Source organism: Vibrio sp. TAP-3B (assembly GCF_057784735.1).
Genome location: NZ_CM173495.1, coordinates 2,885,705 through 2,904,410 on the forward strand (window position 1 = coordinate 2,885,705; position 18,706 = coordinate 2,904,410).

18 protein-coding genes are annotated in these 18,706 nt (G+C 45.1%); 14 read left to right on the forward strand and 4 right to left on the reverse strand.

What is annotated here, in order from left to right:
• Positions 1 to 43: 43 nt before the first annotated feature.
• Positions 44 to 1,369 (reverse strand): outer membrane channel protein TolC, encoded by a 1,326-nt coding sequence (tolC, locus tag AC3D28_RS13715; RefSeq protein ID WP_488535083.1) that lies wholly within the window; start codon positions 1,367 to 1,369, stop codon positions 44 to 46.
• A gap of 229 nt (positions 1,370 to 1,598) precedes the next feature.
• Here tolC and nudF point away from each other — a divergent pair, with 229 nt between their 5' ends.
• The 6 genes from nudF (at position 1,599) to parC (ending at position 8,614) form a co-directional block, all read left to right on the forward strand.
• Positions 1,599 to 2,249 (forward strand): ADP-ribose diphosphatase, encoded by a 651-nt coding sequence (gene nudF / locus AC3D28_RS13720; RefSeq protein WP_488535084.1) that lies wholly within the window; start codon positions 1,599 to 1,601, stop codon positions 2,247 to 2,249.
• Complete coding sequence (locus tag AC3D28_RS13725; RefSeq protein ID WP_488535085.1) at positions 2,249 to 2,692, forward strand: DUF1249 family protein; 444 nt, start codon at positions 2,249 to 2,251, stop codon at positions 2,690 to 2,692. The genes nudF and AC3D28_RS13725 overlap by 1 nt, the downstream gene beginning before the upstream one ends.
• Before the next feature lie 67 nt (positions 2,693 to 2,759).
• On the forward strand, positions 2,760 to 3,566 hold the full coding sequence (gene cpdA, locus AC3D28_RS13730) for a 3',5'-cyclic-AMP phosphodiesterase (RefSeq protein WP_488535086.1): 807 nt from the start codon (positions 2,760 to 2,762) through the stop codon (positions 3,564 to 3,566).
• A 42-nt stretch (positions 3,567 to 3,608) separates the two neighbouring features.
• Positions 3,609 to 4,193 carry an esterase YqiA gene (gene yqiA / locus AC3D28_RS13735; RefSeq protein ID WP_488535087.1) on the forward strand — a complete coding sequence of 195 codons (585 nt, stop codon included), beginning with the start codon at positions 3,609 to 3,611 and terminating at the stop codon, positions 4,191 to 4,193.
• A gap of 251 nt (positions 4,194 to 4,444) precedes the next feature.
• Positions 4,445 to 6,325, forward strand: a complete 1,881-nt coding sequence (parE, locus tag AC3D28_RS13740) for a DNA topoisomerase IV subunit B (RefSeq protein WP_098416555.1) — start codon at positions 4,445 to 4,447, stop codon at positions 6,323 to 6,325.
• A gap of 3 nt (positions 6,326 to 6,328) precedes the next feature.
• Complete coding sequence (gene parC, locus AC3D28_RS13745) at positions 6,329 to 8,614, forward strand: DNA topoisomerase IV subunit A (RefSeq protein WP_488535088.1); 2,286 nt, start codon at positions 6,329 to 6,331, stop codon at positions 8,612 to 8,614.
• Between the two features lie 32 nt (positions 8,615 to 8,646).
• Here the strand turns inward: parC and degS are convergent, their stop codons facing one another.
• The 3 genes from degS to zapG form a co-directional block, all read right to left on the reverse strand.
• The gene (gene degS / locus AC3D28_RS13750) at positions 8,647 to 9,711 is read right to left on the reverse strand and encodes an outer membrane-stress sensor serine endopeptidase DegS (protein WP_098416553.1); all 1,065 of its coding nucleotides are present in this window, start codon (positions 9,709 to 9,711) and stop codon (positions 8,647 to 8,649) included.
• A 190-nt stretch (positions 9,712 to 9,901) separates the two neighbouring features.
• Complete coding sequence (locus AC3D28_RS13755; protein WP_488535089.1) at positions 9,902 to 11,269, reverse strand: Do family serine endopeptidase; 1,368 nt, start codon at positions 11,267 to 11,269, stop codon at positions 9,902 to 9,904.
• Between the two features lie 189 nt (positions 11,270 to 11,458).
• A complete protein-coding gene (gene zapG, locus AC3D28_RS13760) occupies positions 11,459 to 11,902 on the reverse strand; it encodes a Z-ring associated protein ZapG (protein ID WP_098416551.1) in 444 nt (147 codons plus the stop codon).
• A 196-nt stretch (positions 11,903 to 12,098) separates the two neighbouring features.
• Here zapG and zapE point away from each other — a divergent pair, with 196 nt between their 5' ends.
• The 8 genes from zapE (at position 12,099) to sspB (ending at position 18,676) form a co-directional block, all read left to right on the forward strand.
• Positions 12,099 to 13,202 carry a cell division protein ZapE gene (gene zapE / locus AC3D28_RS13765; RefSeq protein ID WP_488535090.1) on the forward strand — a complete coding sequence of 368 codons (1,104 nt, stop codon included), beginning with the start codon at positions 12,099 to 12,101 and terminating at the stop codon, positions 13,200 to 13,202.
• Between the two features lie 252 nt (positions 13,203 to 13,454).
• The gene (rplM, locus tag AC3D28_RS13770; protein ID WP_098416549.1) at positions 13,455 to 13,883 is read left to right on the forward strand and encodes a 50S ribosomal protein L13; all 429 of its coding nucleotides are present in this window, start codon (positions 13,455 to 13,457) and stop codon (positions 13,881 to 13,883) included.
• A 15-nt stretch (positions 13,884 to 13,898) separates the two neighbouring features.
• Complete coding sequence (rpsI, locus tag AC3D28_RS13775) at positions 13,899 to 14,291, forward strand: 30S ribosomal protein S9 (RefSeq protein ID WP_053396673.1); 393 nt, start codon at positions 13,899 to 13,901, stop codon at positions 14,289 to 14,291.
• A 550-nt stretch (positions 14,292 to 14,841) separates the two neighbouring features.
• Positions 14,842 to 15,432, forward strand: coding sequence for a ubiquinol-cytochrome c reductase iron-sulfur subunit (gene petA, locus AC3D28_RS13780; protein ID WP_098416548.1), 591 nt, complete (start codon positions 14,842 to 14,844; stop codon positions 15,430 to 15,432).
• Positions 15,432 to 16,697, forward strand: a complete 1,266-nt coding sequence (locus AC3D28_RS13785; RefSeq protein ID WP_098416547.1) for a cytochrome b — start codon at positions 15,432 to 15,434, stop codon at positions 16,695 to 16,697. Before petA ends, AC3D28_RS13785 begins: the two co-directional genes overlap by 1 nt.
• Positions 16,694 to 17,431 carry a cytochrome c1 gene (locus AC3D28_RS13790; protein WP_488535091.1) on the forward strand — a complete coding sequence of 246 codons (738 nt, stop codon included), beginning with the start codon at positions 16,694 to 16,696 and terminating at the stop codon, positions 17,429 to 17,431. Before AC3D28_RS13785 ends, AC3D28_RS13790 begins: the two co-directional genes overlap by 4 nt.
• A 100-nt stretch (positions 17,432 to 17,531) precedes the next feature.
• Positions 17,532 to 18,167, forward strand: a complete 636-nt coding sequence (sspA, locus tag AC3D28_RS13795) for a stringent starvation protein SspA (protein ID WP_098416545.1) — start codon at positions 17,532 to 17,534, stop codon at positions 18,165 to 18,167.
• Positions 18,168 to 18,184: 17 nt separating this feature from the next.
• On the forward strand, positions 18,185 to 18,676 hold the full coding sequence (gene sspB, locus AC3D28_RS13800; RefSeq protein WP_488535092.1) for a ClpXP protease specificity-enhancing factor: 492 nt from the start codon (positions 18,185 to 18,187) through the stop codon (positions 18,674 to 18,676).
• Positions 18,677 to 18,706: the final 30 nt, after the last annotated feature.

Consider the following 18,706-nt stretch of genomic DNA (forward strand, 5'->3'; position numbering starts at 1 on the left):
CTGGCGTTTTAGTTTATATGTCTGTGAGTAAATCAGAAGTCGCTTATTTTGCTGCTTTCAAGCCTGCATCCACATCCAAGATATCTTGTTCGCTAAGCGTACCAACCGCTTGGCGTAATTGAAGGACACTTAAAATATAGTCGTAACGGGCGTTCGATAGATTTTTATTTGCATCATACAAGCGGCGTGTCGCATCCAGTACATCAACAATCGTACGGGTACCGACATCAAAACCCGCTTCAGTTGCTTCGAGTGCAGAGCGAGCTGATACGACCGACTGCTCGTAAGCGCGTAGCGCACCGATAGAAGCATTGATGTTGTTGTTTTGTGCGCGAACTTCTTTCACTACGCTACGGTATTGTGCTTCAAGATCTTCACTTGCTGCAACGTATGCGTATTCAGCCTGTTTGGTTTGCGATGTTACGTTACCACCCGTGTAAAGTGGTACTGCAAGGTTAACACCAATATTGAAGTTATCCATTGTGTTATCACGATCGCTGTTAGAAGTATCACCGTAATTGTAACCACCATCTAGAGAGAGCGTTGGTAGGTGACCAGAGCTGGCTAGTGAGATGTTGTCACGCGCAATATCTTGAAGAATGCGTGAAGAGAGTAAGGTTAAGTTCTTGGTTTTGGCCTCTTCAACCAAAGACTCAGCAGGCGTTGTCGATGGACTCGCTGTAAAACGTGCTGTATCCAAGATATTAAGGTCTTTGTGTGCTTGGCCCGTAATCTCGCGTAGTGACTCGTAGCTGTTGGTTAAATCATTTTCTGCTAAGACTTCATCGGCCAGTACTTGGTCGTACTGTGCTTGTGCGTCATGTACATCGGTGATTGCAGAGAGACCGACTTCAAAACGCTGCTTCGTTTGTTCGAGTTGTCGGCCAACGGCTGCTTTTTCTGCGCGAACAAACACCAAGTTGTCTTTAGCTCGTAGAACTTCAAAATAAGCTTGTGAAACACGCAGGATCAAACCTTGTTGAATGGCGGCGTAAGTCGCATCAGCTTGGCGAGCGCTCTTCTCTGCAGTATCCAACGAGATCCAAGAGGTGCGGTTGTACAGTGCTTGTGAAAAGCTAACACCAGCGGTTAGAGCGTTGGAGTCGTTTGACATGTCAGGTTGGCTTGAGTCGTATTCAGTATCGCCACGAGTGAGATTGTAACCTGCTGTTAGGTTTATTTGTGGCAATAGAGCGCTACGGCTTGAGGTGATTGCTTCGAAAGCTTGGTCACGTTGTGCTGCTACACTGAGCAATTGTGGATCATTTTGTTTTGCTAAGTCGTAGATTTCAGCTAGAGAGTCTGCGAAAGCAGATGTGCTCATGCTACCTAGCGTTGCACTGATAAATAGTGGAAGCAATTTTTTCATTTTCTATTCCCGCGGTCAATAGAGTGGTTAATTGTCAGTAGTTTAACTCAGTTTGCACGATATTTACTCTAAAGTTTGCACTTTTTTACATTTAACTGTCCGTTTGTGCAATAATTTTTTGGTAAAGACTTAAAATAATTTATAACTATTGTACAAAAAGTTGAGCCAAGTCCTTTGAGCAAGTGAATAACAATGAGTAAACTACAAGATTCACTCAGAGAGGTATTGAATGCAACAGTGTGACAAGCAACAAAAGGATTTTACTTCTCGAGATATAAAAGTCATCTCGAAAGAAACGTTATTTGAAGGCTTCTTTAAAATGGTGAAATACCGTTTTAAGCATAGGTTATTCGCTGGCGGTTGGAGTGAGATTGTCGAGCGTGAAATGTTCGAACGTGGTCACGCTGCTGCAATGCTTCCTTATGATCCAGAGACAGATCAAGTTGTTATCATTGAGCAGATTCGAGTTGGCGCATTAGAGCATCAACACCCATGGCAATTAGAGATCGTGGCAGGCATGATCGATCGTGATGAGTCTGCTGAAGAAGTGATTCGTCGAGAAGCTGAAGAAGAAGCTGGAATCCAAATCGGGCGTGTTGCCACGGTAACGTCATACTATCCGTCTTCGGGTGGATGTTCTGAAAAGCTAGATGTATTTGTTGGCGAAGTGGACGCATCTAAAGCGCATGGTATTCATGGTTTAGACTATGAACATGAAGACATTCGAGTTCATGTGCTAAGTCGTGAGCAAGCGTATCAATGGGTGAGGGACGGAAAATTTGAAAATGGTGCATCGATCATTGCGTTGCAATGGTTGCAATTACACCATCAAAAGTTGAAGTCACAATGGGGGCAGGCCCAAACGGTGGAGAGCAAATAATGGCTCAAGCAGTTGAAAATAAAAAATATCATGTTGATTTGGCTGGTCTGATGAGAACTTATGAGACCAATTACGCTAAGTTAAATGCTCTGTTGCCAATATCCGCCGAGGTTGGGGATGTACGTTGTTATCAAGCGGCGAGCATGGTTTATCAACTGACCGTTAATGAAATCACAAAATACACCACAGTTGTTGAGATATGTCAGAGTGATGAAACACCAGTGTTTCCTTTACCGACGATGTCTGTCAGGCTTTATCATGATGCGAGAGTCGCTGAAGTATGCTCAAGCGGAGAGTTCTCTCGCATAAAAGCTAAATATGATTATCCCAACGACCAATTGATGCAGAAAGATGAAAAGCATCAATTAAACACATTCCTTGGTGAATGGCTGACGTTTTGTTTACGAAGTGGTATCAGTAGAACACCGCTTGCCTTCAATTGATCGTCACGTCATGTCACAAAGGAAAATAACAAACAACGATATATAGTGGACGAATCAGGTTTTCATTTTGCAAGCATTTAGTGACAGCATCAAACTTTTACAAATCACGGATACGCATCTTTTCGCTGCTGATGAGGGAAGTTTGTTGAGCGTAAAAACAGTCGATAGTTTTAAGGCGGTCGTCGGTGAGGTTTTACGTCGCAACGTAGCGTTTGATTACATCTTGGCGACAGGCGACATTTCCCAAGACCATAGCTCAGAATCTTACCAGCGATTTGCCGAAGGCATTGAACCGCTTGAAAAAGACTGTTTTTGGCTACCGGGAAATCATGACTACAAGCCGAATATGGGCAGCGTACTACCTTCACCACAAATTCAAGCGGTAGAGCACGCATTGCTTGGCAAGCACTGGCAGTTGATCCTTTTAGATTCTCAAGTGGTTGGCGTACCGCACGGCCGCTTAAGTGATCAACAGTTAGTCCTGCTTGAAGAAAAGCTCGTCGAGTATCCAGAACGGCATGCTCTTGTTTTACTGCATCACCATCCCTTATTGGTGGGAAGCGCATGGCTTGATCAGCATTCGTTAAAAGACGCAGACGCCTTTTGGCAGGTTGTTAACCGTTTTGATAACGTAAAAGGCATTCTCTGTGGTCATGTTCATCAAGACATGAACGTTCTTCATAATGGCATACGAGTCATGGCGACACCTTCTACGTGTGTGCAATTTAAACCTAATTCGGATGATTTTGCGCTCGATACGACGTCGCCTGGCTGGCGTGAGTTACAGTTACATGATAATGGTGATATTACGACCCAAGTGAACCGCCTCCCTAAAGGTCAGTTCCAGCCAGATTTCTCTTCTAACGGATATTAATCCTGCCCGAGCCCTGTGCTTACTTTGTATGTGAGACTTTTTATGAGTAAACCTTCACTACTGCTGTATATCCACGGTTTTAACAGTTCACCGCGCTCTATGAAAGCAAATCTAATGAGAGAGTACTGTGCAAAGCAACGTCCTGATATCAAAGTGATTGCGCCACAAATGCCGTGTTTTCCAGGGCAAGCCGCTCAACGGTTATTGGATATTGTCGAGCAATATAAATCAGATTACAAAATAGGTTTAGTAGGGAGTTCATTAGGCGGCTTTATGTCTACGTGGTTGAATACCAAGTTTGGTTTTAAAGCGGTTGTAGTGAATCCAGCGGTAGCACCTTATGAGCTCTTAATAGACTATTTGGGGGAACAAACTAACCCTTACACGCATGAAACCTATACACTTGAAGCTTGTCATATTGACGAGTTAAAAGCTCTTGATGTACAAAGCATCGCATCGCCGCATTCTTTTTGGCTTTTGCAGCAAACTGGAGATGAGGTTTTAGACTATCGCCAAGCGGTAGATAAGTTTTCAGGCGCTAAGCAAACAGTAGAGCAAGGCGGTGATCACAGTTTTGTAGGTTTTGAGCGTTATCCTGCAGAGATTATTGCATTCCTAGAACTGTAATTCGAACGTACGATTGGAAAAGGCTCATAGTTTTTATTGATATATCCAAGCGTTTCTTGACATAAGCGGTATGCTTTCCGACTATGTTTTGCCAAAAGATCTTAAGGGTCGATGACCCTGGCTACTTTGTTACGTATCATGTTTACAAACACTTAGTGATACAAACAGGGTGGCTTTTTCGTTTCCTGAGTATGGGTTCACCCACTGGTGATGCTAAGGCAACAAATAAACTTTGAGAACAATTCCGTATTATGACTGAACAATATAATGCAGGTGCCATTGAAGTACTGAATGGCTTAGAGCCAGTACGTCGCCGACCAGGGATGTATACGGATACAGCGCGGCCAAACCACTTGGGCCAAGAAATTATCGATAACAGTGTCGATGAAGCGCTAGCCGGACATGCCTCAAAAGTACAAGTCATCTTACATGCTGACCAATCATTGGAAGTGAGCGATGATGGCCGAGGCATGCCTGTTGATATCCATCCAGAAGAGAAAGTATCAGGTGTGGAGCTGATCTTATGTAAGCTGCACGCAGGTGGTAAATTCTCCAACAAAAATTACCAATTTTCTGGTGGTCTCCACGGGGTAGGAATCTCGGTGGTAAACGCGCTGTCAAAACGCGTTGAGGTCACGGTTCGTCGTGATGGTCAAGTGTATGAAATTGCTTTTGAACACGGTGAAAAAGTATCAGATCTCACTGTAACAGGTACATGTGGTCGTCGTAACCGTGGTACGAGTGTGCACTTCTGGCCAGAAGCGAAATACTTTGACTCGGCTAATTTCTCTGTTACGCGTTTGGTAAACAATTTACGTGCCAAAGCCTTATTGTGCCCAGGTCTTGAAATCACCTTAACCGATAAAGTTAATGGTAATGACTACAAGTGGTACTACGAAGATGGTCTAAAAGATTATCTAGTCGAAGGTGTAAAAGGTTACCCCGTTATTCCTGAACAGCCATTTACTGGTGAGTTTCTCGCAGAGACAGAAGCGGCAAACTGGGCGGTCATCTGGCAGCCTGAAGGCGGTGAAATGATCACCGAGAGCTACGTCAACCTGATTCCTACGCCTCAAGGTGGTACACACGTCAATGGTTTACGCCAAGGTTTACTTGAGGCAATGCGAGAGTTCTGTGAGTTCCGTAATTTACTTCCTCGTGGTGTGAAGTTAACCGGTGATGATGTATTTGATCGCTGCTCTTACGTCTTATCCGTCAAAATCCAAGATCCGCAGTTTGCAGGGCAAACCAAAGAACGTCTGTCTTCTCGTCAAACAGCGGCATTTGTCTCTGGTGTAGTAAAAGATGCGTTTAGTCTTTGGTTGAACGAAAAGCCTCAGCTAGCAGAACAATTAGCAGAGGTTTGTATTGCGAATGCGCACCGTCGCATGCGAGCGGCAAAAAAAGTCGTGCGTAAAAAAGTCGCATCTGGCCCCGCGCTGCCCGGTAAATTGACGGACTGTTCTGCCCAAGATTTAAACCGCACAGAAATCTTTTTCGTGGAGGGGGACTCGGCGGGTGGCTCTGCAAAACAAGCTCGTGATCGTGAGTTCCAGGCGGTGATGCCGCTGCGTGGTAAAATCTTGAATACGTGGGAAGTGTCAGCAGACCAAGTTTTGGCTTCCCAAGAAGTGCACGATATCTCGGTGGCTTTAGGAATCGATCCTGACAGCGACAACCTAGAGAGTCTTCGTTACGGTAAAATATGTATCCTTGCCGATGCGGATTCTGATGGTCTTCATATCGCGACATTACTGTGTGCTCTGTTCACTCGCCACTTCGGCTCTTTAGTCGACGCGGGGCATATTTACGTGGCGATGCCGCCTCTTTACCGGATCGATTGCGGGAAAGAAGTGTTCTACGCGCTCGACGATGATGAAAAAGATGGCATTTTAGAACGTCTATCGAAGAAAAAAGCCAAAATCAACGTACAGCGATTCAAAGGTCTGGGTGAGATGAACCCGCTTCAATTACGTGAGACGACCATGGATCCGAATACGCGCCGTTTGGTGCAATTAACCATCGACGATTCTGCGGCAACCATGGAAATGATGGACATGCTGCTGGGTAAAAAGCGTGCAGACGATCGTCGTTCTTGGCTACAAAATAACGGTGACTTGGCAGAGGTTTAACGGATGTCTACAGAAATTACCTACGATGGCGTCGAACAGTTGCCAATGCGCAAGTTCACAGAAGACGCTTATCTAAACTACTCGATGTACGTCATTATGGACCGTGCATTGCCATACATCGGCGATGGTTTAAAACCAGTTCAACGACGTATTATCTACGCGATGTCAGAGCTTGGTCTTTCGGCATCAGCAAAATACAAAAAATCAGCGCGTACTGTTGGTGACGTACTGGGTAAATACCATCCGCATGGTGACTCGGCCTGTTACGAAGCAATGGTACTCATGGCTCAGCCTTTCTCTTACCGCTACCCGTTAGTTGACGGTCAAGGTAACTGGGGGGCGCCGGATGATCCGAAGTCATTCGCAGCGATGCGTTATACTGAAGCGAAATTGTCTAAGTTTGCCGAAGTACTGCTGGGTGAACTTGGTCAGGGCACGGTGGAATGGCAACCAAACTTTGACGGCACGATGAAAGAGCCGCAAATGTTGCCAGCGCGTTTACCTCACATTCTGCTTAATGGCGTAACAGGTATTGCAGTTGGTATGGCAACCGACATTCCACCGCACAATGTCCGTGAAATTGCTGATGCAACCATCCATCTGATCGACAACCCAAAGGCAGATTTGCCTGACGTAATGCAGCATGTACAAGGTCCGGATTACCCGACAGAAGCGGAGATCATTTCTCCTCAAGCGGATATAGAGAAGATTTACCGCAGTGGTCGTGGCAGCATTAAAATGCGTGCATTGTGGCACAAAGAAGGCTCGGAAGTGGTGATCACTGCGATTCCACATCAGGTTTCGGGCTCGAAACTGCTCGAGCAGATTGCTAACCAGATGCGTGCGAAGAAACTGCCGATGGTCGAGGATCTTCGGGATGAATCGGATCATGAGAACCCCACTCGCATCGTGATCGTGCCTCGCTCAAACCGTGTTGATTGCGATCAGTTGATGAATCATTTGTTCGCTTCAACCGATCTGGAGCGTAGTTACCGCGTAAACCTCAATATGATTGGTTTGGATAACCGGCCGCAAGTGAAAGGTTTGGTTCAAATTTTATCTGAGTGGATTGAGTTCCGTCGCGTGACCGTTCGTCGTCGCTTGCAGTACCGACTTGATAAGGTCATGGCTCGTTTACACATCTTAGAAGGCTTGTTGGTCGCATACCTAAACCTCGATGAAGTGATTGAGATCATCCGTACGGAAGACGACCCTAAAGCGGTTCTAATGACGCGTTTTGGTGTCACAGATATCCAAGCTGATGCGATCTTAGATACCAAGCTGCGCCATCTAGCGAAGCTAGAAGAGATGAAAATCCGTGGTGAACAAGAAGAACTTGAAAAAGAGCGTGAGAAGCTAGAACAGCTACTCGGTTCTGAGCGTCGCTTGAACACGCTACTGAAAAAAGAGATCAAAGCGGATGCTGAGAAATACGGCGATGACCGCCGTTCTCCGCTTGTTGAGCGTGAAGAAGCGAAAGCATTGACCGAACGTGATCTAGTCCCAAGTGAACCAATCACCGTCGTGCTATCAGAAAAAGGTTGGATTCGTCACGCAAAAGGACATGAGGTCGACGCTGAAGGGTTGAACTACAAGTCAGGTGATAAGTATCTCGCACATGCTCGAGGTAAGAGTAATCAGCCAGCGGTCTTCCTCGGTAGTGACGGCAGAAGTTACTCACTTGAGTCGCATTCATTACCATCGGCTCGTAGCCAAGGTGAGCCGATCACGGGGCGCTTAAACATCACGGCAGGCAGCAGTATTCGCCAAGTGATCATGAGTGAAGAAGATCAGTTATGGCTGGTGGGTTCCGATGCGGGTTATGGTTTTGTATGTAAAGGTGCAGATTTACTGTCTAAAAACCGCAGTGGTAAAGCATTGGTGACCTTGCCTGCTAACTCTGAGGTTATGACGCCCAAAGGTGTTGATAATCTAGACTCAGATGAGATTTTAGCGATCACTAATCAAGGACGTATGTTGTTGTTCCCGATTAAAGACCTGCCACAATTGGCGAAAGGGAAGGGGAACAAAATCATCAACATTCCTGCAGCGAAAGCGAAAGAGCGTGAAGAAGTCTTATCTCACTTGATGTCACTGCCGAAAGGGGCTTCACTGACACTGTATGCTGGAAAACGTAAGCTGGGTCTCAAATCAACTGACCTAGATAACTTCCGTGGTGAACGTGGTCGCCGAGGCAGTCTGCTTCCAAGAGGTTTGCAGCGAGTGACTCGTATTGAAGTTGAGCTGGAAAAATCTGCTAGAACTGAAGAATCGAGCGAAAGTGAATAAATCGAAAATCCCAGCCAATGGCTGGGATTTTTTTATGCTGCTTGCTTGTCTTCGGCGATGGTGACCTTCAAGGACATCTCTTCTCCTTTGCGAATGATGCCTACATCGACCGTCGTCCCTGGACGTAAGTCTGTCACGATATCCATGACGCTTTGTCGACCTTGAACTTTGTTACCATCAATACTAATGATGATGTCTTGTTTCTGGAAGCCAGCAGCATTGGCCGGGCCTTTGGGGTCAATACCAAGCACGACAATACCACCAATATGTTCGTTGCCCAGTAACCGGGCGGTTACTGCGTTAATATCTTGCCCATCAATCCCGATATAGCCTCGGATCACGCGGCCATCTGCAATGATTTTTTGCATAATTTTGCTAGCCAGAGGTGCAGGGATAGCAAAAGAAATACCGTAAGTTTCTAAATCTGTTGCTTGCTGGAAAGAAGCTGTGTTGATGCCGACCAGTTCCCCTTGTGTATTCACTAATGCACCACCAGAGTTACCTTCATTAATCGCAGCGTCGGTTTGAATGAAGGCTTGGCGACCATCACTGATCGATGAACGTCCAGTCGCTGAAATAATACCGAATGTGGTCGTTTGTCCAAGGTTGTATGGGTTACCAATCGCGAGGACAACATCGCCGACTTGCGGTTTATATTCAGAGTTTAATGGGATGACTGGTAGGTTGGAACCTTCAACGCGTAAAACCGCAATATCGGTGCGTTTATCAGTACCGACCAACTGAGCGGCAGCGGCTCTGCCATCTTGCAATGCCACGACGATTTGGTCGGCTTGGGCAACAACATGGTAATTGGTAATGATGTAGCCTTTTTCGCTCACAATTACCCCAGAACCAAGGCCTTGGGTGGAGAGTTTAGTACGATCGTTTTCAACATATTTACGGCTGTAGATATTCACCACCGCAGGCGCGGCCTTTCTTACCGCTTGATTGAACGATAATTCAAGCGAGGCAATCTTGGCTGGTTGTGGATCCAGTGCGGCAGGTATTACGTTATTACGCAAAGATGGAACGGCCAGTAACACAACGGCAGCAGTTGCTAAGCCTAAAAAGACAGAGCGTAATAAAAAGCTGAGCATATCCTCTCCATGCATGATCGCCAAAATGGCATAGAAGGTGAAGAATAGCATTACATTGAAAAATAACAAAAGGGCAGCACGGAATCGTGCTGCCCTTTTCATTAGCTATTGAGCGATAAGGAAAAGTATTCGAGGCTTATTACTTGCTGCTATACATCGAAAACCTTATTTCCTATTACTTTGCAAGTGACTAACGAATGACTAGATAAATAGTACGTTCGCCACGTTGAATATTCAGAGCCAATACACCTTTGTGTTTATCCACGATTGCACGAAGCTCAGCAAGGTTTTTCACGCGCTGACGGTTCACACCGATAATGATGTCACCTTGTTGTAATTGATATTGAGCAGCCGGAGAGTTATCTGCAACGCTCGATACTTTAACGCCTTGAATTGCATCACTTGGTGTCGTGTTGCTTAACTCAGCGCCCTTGAGTCCTTCGTGCAATGTTTCCGCTTTGGCTTTCATATTTTTTGACTCGCCAAGCGTGACATCGAAGTTCTTATTCTTGCCGTCACGAACGACGCCTAAGGTGATTTTTTTGCCTGCCCCAAGCGTTGCGACTTTCGCACGAAGTTCTGAGAAGGTATTAATGGCTTTGCCATTGACCGACACAATTACGTCACCCGCTTTTAAACCGGCTTTGTCTGCCGCGCTATTTGGAACGACTTGGCCGATGAATGCCCCCTTGCTTGACTCGTAACCGAGCGCTTCTGCCAATTCGGACGTAACTTCACCGCCTTGAACGCCAAGCATGCCGCGTTTGACTTCACCGAATTCTAAAATTTGGTCGGTGAGGTTTTTCATCATATTGGATGGAATTGCAAAGCCGATGCCGACGTTACCGCCGTTAGGCCCTAAAATGGCTGTGTTAATACCAATCAGTTCGCCGTTGAGATTAACCAGTGCGCCTCCTGAGTTACCGCTATTAATAGCAGCATCGGTTTGGATGAAGTTCTCAAAATTCTCAACATTTAAGCCACTACGACCAAGCGCAGAGACAATCCCAGAGGTCACGGTTTGCCCTAATCCGAATGGGTTACCAATCGCCACGGTAAAATCACCGACGCGCAGTTGGTCGGAATCTGCCACTTTAATTTGCGTTAGATTCTTCGCTTTCTCTAACTTGAGTAGAGCAACGTCGGCCATCTCGTCACCACCAACCAGCTCGGCGTCATATTCGCGACCATCATAGAGGCGTACTCGGATCTCGTCTGCTCCTTTTATGACGTGATAGTTAGTTACGATATGGCCTTTTGGGGCGTCAATTATGACACCAGACCCTAACCCCCGGAACGGGCGCTCTCGTCGTTGTTCCATCGGAAAATCAGGGCCGAAGAAAAAATGAAATTGCTCAGGAATACGGCTGGTTTGCACTTGTTTGCCTTCTACTGCAATACTTACAACCGCAGGGGTTACCTTCTCTAGCATCGGTGCTAGGCTAGGTAATTGCTGGCCATCTACACTTAATGGCAATGCTGCTGTTGCCTGTATTGGCGTAAGAATAGAACTCAAACTTAAAGATAGAACGGTTAACGCAAGCAGTGTTTTTTTCATCCAATAACTCCTCTTGAAACATGTCTGCCAAAAAGAAATATCCTCGCTATTAGTAATATAGGGCCTAGTTCGGATAATCAAAAGGGGGAGGCAGTTCACATCCAAGTTAGAGCAAGGTTGTTGGGGAAAGTTCAAAAAGGGTCGATGCAAATTGACCTATGCATCGACCTTTATGGGAAGGAGAGAGGGCTACGATGCTTTTGCGGTGGCCGCTTCAGGCGTATTAATAACTTCTTTTTGTCGATCCTTTAAAAGACCGGTTGCGCCATTGGCATAGTCTTTTGGTTGTTCATCAAACGCTGGCTGGTCTTCTTCGGCTTGCTCTGAAGACATCGCTGTTGTCTTATCAAACGGGTTGTCTTGTTCTGGAAGGTTTGGCAGAAGTCCAGAAGCGGTTTTTGCCATATGTTGGTATAGTTTTGTGTAATCTTTGCCTAAGGTATCTAACATCTCGGCGGTTTGTGCAAAATGATCCACGAGCTCTTGACGTTGTTGCTCTAGTGCAAACTTGGCCGCTTCAAGTTCTTTCTGCACAGACTTTTGTTTCTTGTATTCAGGTGTGGTTAGTCGACTAATGACTACGCCTACGATTGTACCGACCAGCAAACCCACAATGGCATAGATCCAAGGCATAACTGCTCCTTATATTTGTTTTAACAAGTTTTTTACTTCTTAGTTACACGCGATGCTCGTCCATGTTACTATGGCTTGAACAGCCGATAAAGCAAAATAGCAGTATGTCTTCGGGGGACTGATAGCTACTTCTCTATTTATCAAAGTTGGCCCCCGAGGTAGCACTTTTCCTTGCACCTCTACACGATTTAATACGATGACACCACTAGAACAATATCAAAAAGACATAGCAGAGTGTGGATTTCAACGTGATGAAGCCCAACAACAAGCGGTCGTTGCTTTGGACAAGCTTTACCATGCTCTGGCTGAGTTTCAATCAACCCCCGTGCCTCAGCTTTCCAGATGGCAAAAACTTATGGGTAAAAAGGTCGAAATACCTGAACCACCAAAAGGTCTGTACTTTTGGGGAGGGGTAGGTCGCGGCAAAACTTACCTGATGGATGTGTTTTATGACTCTCTGCCTACTAAGAGAAAGATGCGAGTGCATTTCCACCGTTTTATGCATCGAGTTCATGATGAATTAAAGCAGCTGGGTGAGGTTGAAAACCCGTTGTCTAAGGTCGCAGATACGTTTAAAAGCGAAGCAGACGTGGTCTGTTTTGACGAGTTTTTTGTTTCTGATATCACCGACGCCATGATCCTTGCCACTTTGCTGCAACAGATGTTCCAGCGGCAGATGATTTTAGTCGCGACATCAAATATAGAGCCTCAATACTTATATCGCAATGGTTTACAGAGGGCACGTTTCCTTCCTGCTATTGATATGATTGTAGCGCGTTGTGATGTGCTCAATGTTGATAGTGGGGTTGACTATCGTTTAAGAACGCTTGAACAAGCGGAGATATATCATTATCCGCTCGATGAACAGGCTGTCCTTAACTTGAATAAGTATTATCATCAACTGACGGGGGAGCGGCAACAGCCGGTTCACCAGATAGAGATTAATCATCGCCAGCTAGTCGTAATAGAGGCGAGTGATGGTGTCTTGCATGCGTCTTTCGCTCAGTTATGCCAGACTGCACGAAGCCAAAATGACTATATCGAAATATCTCGTATTTATCACACGGTTTTATTGGCTGATGTTAAACAGATGAACCGAAAACTAGACGATGCCGCTAGGCGTTTTATTGCGTTGGTTGATGAGTTTTACGAGCGCAATGTGAAGCTGATTATTTCCGCTGAAGTTCCGATGGAGGACTTATACGCCGATGGTCAGTTAGAATTTGAGTTTAAGCGTTGTTTGTCTCGACTGACTGAGATGCAAAGCCATGAGTATCTCGCAAGAGAGCATTTGGCTTAAATCTGTCAGTTTCTCAAAAAAAGTGAAGAAAAAATTAGTGATTTAGCGCAAAAAAAGGTGATTTTTTCTTCGCTCTTCCCTATAATCTGTCGACCCACCGTTACTGCAGACCTGACTATCGAAGTTATTTCGAAATAGAAGGTCGAGAGCACCAACGACTCGAAGGGGTGATGACTGGGCTCTTAGACAGTGTGGGAGCACTATTTGGGTGTTCCTTTAAAGTTTAAATTTAATTAACGGGTTATTGTTAGCATGAAAACTTTCGTTGCTAAACCAGAAACGGTAAAACGCGACTGGTACGTTGTAGACGCTGAAGGTAAAACTCTTGGCCGTCTAGCAAGTGAAATTGCATCTCGCCTACGTGGCAAACATAAAGCTGAATACACTCCTCACGTTGACACTGGTGATTACATCATCATTATCAATGCTGAGAAAGTTGCTGTAACTGGTAACAAAGCTAAGAACAAAGTGTACTACCGTCACTCTGAATTCCCAGGTGGTCTTAAATCTATCACTTTTGAAAAGTTGATCGATCGTAAACCTGAGATGGCTCTTGAGCTTGCAGTCAAAGGTATGCTTCCACGTGGTCCTCTAGGCCGTGCTATGTACCGTAAGCTGAAAGTTTACGCGGGCGCTGAGCACAACCATGTTGCTCAACAACCACAAGTACTAGACATCTAATTGGGGATTTCGAAAATGGCAGAGAATCAATACTACGGCACTGGCCGTCGCAAAAGCTCAGCTGCACGTGTTTTCATTAAACCAGGCAGCGGCAACATTGTAGTAAATAAACGTAATCTTGACGAATACTTCGGTCGTCCAACAGCTTGTATGGTTGTACAACAACCTCTAGAGCTAGTTGAACTAACTGAAAAACTAGACCTTTACGTAACAGTTAAAGGCGGCGGTATTTCTGGTCAAGCTGGTGCTATCCGTCACGGTATCACTCGCGCGCTTATGGAATACGATGAGTCTCTACGTCCTGCTCTACGCGCAGCTGGCTACGTTACTCGTGACGCACGTTGCGTTGAACGTAAGAAAGTCGGTCTACGTAAAGCACGTCGTCGTCCACAGTTCTCTAAGCGTTAATTTCCTTTTATTGGGAATTATGCTTTTCCAGAGTTATTCTGGATACTGTGCATCAAAAGCTCGGCTCATGCCGAGCTTTTTGTTTTTCCATTATGGAAAAACAAATCCTTTATTCACATATTGCGACGATCTTTCTTTCTTCATATCTTCACACCACTTTTCAGCGTGACTTCTGGCCTACTTTCCTAACTACTCGTGCAATTAAAATAATAATATAAAGATACCCTTTGTCATGAGTACATCGGAATTTTTTACTGTGTAATCTGCTGGAAACAACCAATATAAAAGGTATGTGCAACTTTTTATAGCGCTTCTAGGTTGTGCTTTCTTGTTACAAATCACCTCAATTTTTTATAATAGTGCCGCTTTTGTGACGACGTGAGCGATTTACCTCACAAATGTTACAAAAAGGTAGCTTTATCTTGTCAAAAAGTAGGGTTTTCTTTATCATTTCCCTCCAATTATTAGAACTAAATTCATTATTTGTTAGCCATGCTCTTATAAAGTGGAATAATAACGATCCAAAAGGAGCAAATGGGAGAATGTTTGGATGAGCAACGCGCCTTTAAATAACGGTCGCAGGCGTTTTCTAACCGCTACAACGGCAGTTGTTGGTGGGTTAGGGGCAGCTGCCGTCGCCGTGCCTTTTATAAAATCATGGAACCCGAGTGCTAAAGCCAAAGCGGCGGGCGCACCGGTGGAAGTGGATATAAGTAAAATTGAACCAGGTCAGCTGGTTCGTGTTGAGTGGCAGGGGAAACCAGTATGGATTGTTCGCCGCACTCAAAACGTTCTGGATAACTTAAAAACGATCAGCGATCAGCTTCGCGATCCACAATCTGAAATGGAACAGCAACCCGAATACGCTCAGAATGAGTTTCGCTCAATTAATCCTGAGTTTTTCGTCGCAGTTGGTTTCTGTACTCATCTAGGTTGTTCACCAACCTATCTAGCGGACTCTTTCTCTGAGCAGGTTCAGGGCGTTAGGTCTGGTTTCTTCTGCCCTTGTCATGGCTCTAAGTTCGATATGGCCGGCCGAGTGTTTCAAGGGGTGCCTGCTCCATTGAACCTTGTCGTTCCTAAGCATATGTATTTGAGCGACACCAAGCTCATTGTGGGTGTTGATGAGGGGGATGCATAATGCAAGCAATGTTAGACTGGGTAGAAAAGCGTATTCCAGCAATGAATGCTTATAAAAAGCATTTATCTGAGTACCCTATGCCGAAGAACTTCAACTTTTGGTACCTTTTTGGTTCTCTGGCAATGCTGGTTCTTGTTAACCAAATATTAACGGGTATTTGGTTGACGATGAACTATGTTCCTTCCGGTGACGGAGCGTTCGCTTCTATCGAATATATCATGCGTGACGTAGAGTATGGTTGGTTGTTGCGTTACATGCACTCAACTGGCGCGTCGGCATTCTTCGTTGTAGTGTATCTGCATATGTTCCGTGGTTTGATCTACGGTTCTTACCAAAAGCCTCGAGAGCTGCTTTGGATCTTCGGAATGTTGATCTTCTTGGTTCTGATGGCAGAAGCTTTCATGGGGTATCTATTACCATGGGGCCAGATGTCATACTGGGGGGCACAGGTAATCATTTCTCTGTTTGGTGCGATTCCTGTTATCGGTGACGACCTAACGCTTTGGATCCGTGGTGACTACATCATCTCTGGTGCAACGCTGAATCGTTTCTTCGCACTACACGTTATTGCGCTGCCTATCGTTCTATTACTTCTGGTTGTACTACACGTGTTGGCACTACACGAAGTCGGCTCAAACAACCCTGACGGTATAGAAACTAAATTGCCTAAAGGTTCGATGGGTGATGATTACAAAACGCAGTTTAAGTTCCATGATGATTATACTAAGAAGTACGATATCATCGATGCTATTCCTTTCCACCCGTATGGCACGGTTAAGGACTTAGTTGGTGTCGCTGGTTTCTTGTTCTTCTTCTGTTATGTGTTGTTCTTCAACCCAGAAATGGGGGGCTACTTTCTTGAACCTCCTAACTTTGAAGCTGCAAACCCATTGAAGACCCCCGAGCACATTGCTCCAGTATGGTACTTCACACCATTTTATGCCATTTTACGTGCGGTGCCAGATAAGCTGCTGGGCGTGATCCTTATGGGGGCCTCGATTGCAGTGCTGTTTGTTCTACCGTGGTTGGATCGTTGTAAGGTTCGTTCGTATCGTTACCGTAGCAAACTTCATCTATTGAATATTATCCAATTCACTATTAGCTTCATTGCGCTGGGGATTTTGGGTGCGTTACCTGCCACTCCAACATACACATTACTAGCACAGATCTTTAGTTTGGGTTACTTCATGTTCTTCGTACTGCTTTTCTTCTACAGCAAAAATGAAGCAACCAAACCATTACCAGAGAGGGTGACATTCAAATGAAGAAGTGGATTGTAATTCTATTTGCTATGTTGCCATCTCTAGCGATGGCTGCTGGAGCCAATGTGTCGCTTGATAAAGCGCCTGTTGACCTGACGGATAAAGCTTCACTGCAAAACGGTGCGAAGCTATTCATGAACTACTGTTTTGCTTGTCATTCAACGCAATATCAGCGTTATGGGCGTGTAGCAACAGACTTAGATATTCCAGCTGACCTAATGAAGGAAAACCTGATTTTCAATCCTGAGGCGAAAATCGGTGATCTTATGGTCAACTCGATGCCACCAAAGCAAGCTGAAAACTGGTTTGGTGCTCCGCCACCAGATCTAACTTTGGTTGCCCGAGTTCGTGGTGCGGATTGGTTGTATACATACTTACGTTCGTTTTATGTTGATCCATCTCGTCCATTCGGTGTGAACAACATTGTATTTCCGAGTGTCGGTATGCCACATGTACTAGAAGAGCTACAAGGTATTCCTACCCCAATTTACGACACAAAAATAGTTGACGGTGAAGAAGTGCAAGTGGTTGTTGACACCAAAACTGACGGAACTGGCGAGTTTAGTGATGGTGAATACGATAAAGCGGTAGGCGATCTGGTCAACTTTTTGGTTTACTCTGGTGACCCAGTTCAACTTGAACGCCATGCATTAGGCTGGTGGGTTATGGGCTTCTTAGTGATTCTAACCATCATTGTTGTGATGCTTAAGAAAGAGTATTGGCGTGATGTGCATTAATTGTGCTAAAATACTGTGCTAATTCCCAATTTTAATTGATGTACAATGGAGGCTTAGCCTCCATTGTTTGTTTTTATTTGTAAGTGTGCTGGAGGGCTCCATGGCTGTAGCTGCCAATAAACGTTCTGTGATGACTCTTTTTTCGAGTGCATCAGATTTGTATAGCCATCAGGTTCGCATTGTACTAGCTGAAAAAGGCGTAAGTGTTGAAGTTGAGCTTGTTGATGAAGCCAACCTTCCTGCTGAGCTTGTTGAGCTAAACCCATATAAATCAGTGCCAACTCTTGTTGACCGTGAGCTAGCTCTTTACGATTCAAAAATTATCATGGAGTACTTGGACGAGCGTTTTCCTCATCCGCCTCTAATGCCGGTTTACCCTGTTGCTCGCGGCAACAGCCGCTTAATGATGTACCGTATCGAACGCAACTGGTATTCACTCGCAGAAAAAGTAATGAAAGGTAACGCTGAAGAGTCAGAGAAAGCGCGCACTAAACTACGTAATGATCTTTTGACATTAGCGCCAATTTTTGCAGAGTACGAGTACTTCATGAGTGAAGAATTCAGCCTGATCGATTGTTACTTGGCCCCACTCTTGTGGCGTCTGCCTCAACTTGGTATTGAGCTTGTTGGCCCTGGCTCAAAAGAAATTAAGATATACATGAACCGCGTATTTGAACGTGATTCATTCCTTGCTTCTTTGACTGAAGCTGAGCGTGAAATGCGTCTAGTTCGCTAAGCGATTTAGAGCACATTATGGATATTGCAAAAATGACTGCTCGCCGTCCTTACATGCTTCGCGCATTTTATGATTGGTTAGTAGACAATGATTTAACTCCTCACTTGGTGGTTGACGCCACCATGCCAGGTGTACGTGTACCGGTAGAGTTTATTCAGGATGGTCAGATTATTTTGAATATTGCTCCTCGTGCCGTGGGTAACCTCGAGTTGGGGAATGATGCGGTTACTTTCCATGCTCGCTTCAGTGGTCGTCCGCACTCGGTTATTGTGCCTGTGTATGCTGTTCAAGCTGTTTATGCGCGTGAAAATGGCGCGGGAACCATGTTTGAACCAGAAGAAGCGTATACGAATATTGAAGAAGAGACGATGCTTGAAGAAGAGTCATCAGCATCTTTGCTCACAACGGTAAGTGATGAGCCTTCTGAAGAGACAGAGTCGGACTCTGATACAGATGAAAGGGAAGTTCCTCCCCCGAAAGGTAAACCGAGCCTGAGAGTGATTAAATAAAAAAAGCAGCTTTTTAAGCTGCTTTTTTTT

Bases quoted from the DNA above. Each gene is read 5' to 3' on its own strand.
- sspB (WP_488535092.1), top strand. From the start codon at position 18,185: ATGGATATTGCAAAAATGACTGCTCGCCGTCCTTACATGCTTCGCGCA.
- AC3D28_RS13725 (WP_488535085.1), top strand. From the start codon at position 2,249: ATGGCTCAAGCAGTTGAAAATAAAAAATATCATGTTGATTTGGCTGGT.
- rpsI (WP_053396673.1), top strand. From the start codon at position 13,899: ATGGCAGAGAATCAATACTACGGCACTGGCCGTCGCAAAAGCTCAGCT.
- parC (WP_488535088.1), top strand. From the start codon at position 6,329: ATGTCTACAGAAATTACCTACGATGGCGTCGAACAGTTGCCAATGCGC.
- zapE (WP_488535090.1), top strand. From the start codon at position 12,099: ATGACACCACTAGAACAATATCAAAAAGACATAGCAGAGTGTGGATTT.
- petA (WP_098416548.1), top strand. From the start codon at position 14,842: ATGAGCAACGCGCCTTTAAATAACGGTCGCAGGCGTTTTCTAACCGCT.
- sspA (WP_098416545.1), top strand. From the start codon at position 17,532: ATGGCTGTAGCTGCCAATAAACGTTCTGTGATGACTCTTTTTTCGAGT.
- AC3D28_RS13790 (WP_488535091.1), top strand. From the start codon at position 16,694: ATGAAGAAGTGGATTGTAATTCTATTTGCTATGTTGCCATCTCTAGCG.
- yqiA (WP_488535087.1), top strand. From the start codon at position 3,609: ATGAGTAAACCTTCACTACTGCTGTATATCCACGGTTTTAACAGTTCA.
- rplM (WP_098416549.1), top strand. From the start codon at position 13,455: ATGAAAACTTTCGTTGCTAAACCAGAAACGGTAAAACGCGACTGGTAC.
- zapG (WP_098416551.1), bottom strand. From the start codon at position 11,902: ATGCCTTGGATCTATGCCATTGTGGGTTTGCTGGTCGGTACAATCGTA.
- tolC (WP_488535083.1), bottom strand. From the start codon at position 1,369: ATGAAAAAATTGCTTCCACTATTTATCAGTGCAACGCTAGGTAGCATG.
- AC3D28_RS13755 (WP_488535089.1), bottom strand. From the start codon at position 11,269: ATGAAAAAAACACTGCTTGCGTTAACCGTTCTATCTTTAAGTTTGAGT.
- nudF (WP_488535084.1), top strand. From the start codon at position 1,599: ATGCAACAGTGTGACAAGCAACAAAAGGATTTTACTTCTCGAGATATA.
- AC3D28_RS13785 (WP_098416547.1), top strand. From the start codon at position 15,432: ATGCAAGCAATGTTAGACTGGGTAGAAAAGCGTATTCCAGCAATGAAT.
- parE (WP_098416555.1), top strand. From the start codon at position 4,445: ATGACTGAACAATATAATGCAGGTGCCATTGAAGTACTGAATGGCTTA.
- degS (WP_098416553.1), bottom strand. From the start codon at position 9,711: ATGCTCAGCTTTTTATTACGCTCTGTCTTTTTAGGCTTAGCAACTGCT.